Source organism: Corynebacterium sp. UMB6689, assembly GCF_030215295.1.
Taxonomy (GTDB): domain Bacteria; phylum Actinomycetota; class Actinomycetes; order Mycobacteriales; family Mycobacteriaceae; genus Corynebacterium; species Corynebacterium aurimucosum.
Window position 1 is genome coordinate 1 of record NZ_JASOLS010000048.1, and the last position, 1,216, is coordinate 1,216.

1 protein-coding gene is annotated in these 1,216 nt (G+C 53.5%); it reads right to left on the reverse strand.

Annotation, left to right across the window (positions count from 1 at the left end):
- Positions 1–38: 38 nt before the first annotated feature.
- Positions 39–1,216, reverse strand: a protein-coding gene (locus QP363_RS12600) for an IS3 family transposase (RefSeq protein WP_284764739.1) whose coding sequence is annotated in 2 segments (ribosomal slippage) — positions 39–952 and positions 952–1,216 — 1,179 coding nt annotated over the 2 segments. Because the reading frame shifts where the segments join, the coding sequence is not laid out codon by codon here. This gene is flagged as partial in the annotation.

Sequence of the window (1,216 nt, forward strand, 5' to 3'; positions counted from 1 at the left end):
GGGCCTGGCCCCCGGAAAGTAGACACGTCGGGGGTTAGCTATGCTGCTTGGGTCAGTGTAGCTGATGTGAGTGCTTCGAAGGTATCGGGGGCTAGAAGGTTGCACCAGGAGTGTCGTCTGCGGGTGTTGTAGCGCATGCACCATCGAAAGACTTCTTGGCGACAGCTGATTGGGCTGTCAAAGACTTTCCGATCACGCAGAACCTCACGCTTTAAGGCGGCATTAAAGGACTCTGCCAAGGCATTATCAGCACTCGTTCCCACCGCGCCCATGGATTGGCGCACACCAAGCTGGGCGCAGTGGTCCCTAAATGCTTGTGAGGTGTACACACTGCCGTGATCGGAATGGAAAATTGCCCCTTTAAGGCTTCCACGGACTTTCCTTGCATGAGATAAAGCCTCGATAACCAGCGATACCCGCATGTGATCGGCGAGCGCATGGCCAACGAGCTTGCGCGAGTAGACGTCGATGACCGTGGCTAGGTACATGTTCTTGCCGCCCTTACACGGCAGGTAGGTGATATCGCCTACGTAGACGTGGTTCGGCCTGTCAGCGGTGAATTTGCGGCCTACTAAGTCTGGCATGACTCGACGGCCAGGCTTGCGCCTGGTAGTGACACATCGACGTTGCTTAGTAAAGCCTTTCAGCCCCATGGATTTCATAATGCGTGCGACCTTCTTGTGATTGGTCGGAGGAAAGTCCGTATCGTCGTTAAGGCTTGCAGCGATGCGTTTAGCACCATAAAGCCCGTGCTCATCATCGAAGATGGTCTTGATTCTCGCCCCAAGAAGAGCATCGGAACACGTCTTTAACCTGCGTTTTTCGCGGGTGTTGACCCATTTGTAGAACGAAGAGCGATTGAGCTTTAACACGTTGCACATCCGCTTGACCGAGTACTCGGTTCGATGGTCATAGACAAACTGGAAGCGGATTACCAGCGTGTCTCTTCGGCAAAATATTTCGCGGCCTTGCGCAAGATATCGCGTTCTTCACGCAGCTTAGAGACTTCTTTTTCTAGCTGACGGATTCGTTCAGAATCAGTCGTCGCCTGTGCCTTGTCGCGCATGGTCTTCGTGCGGGCACGTTTGCCGGTGCCGTACTGCTTAAGCCAGGAATAAAGTGAGGAACGATTGACTCCAAGCTCTGCTGAAGCCGCGTGAAGTGAGAGGTCCTCATTGTTTTCGTAGAGGGCCACAGCATCACGTTTGAACTGTTC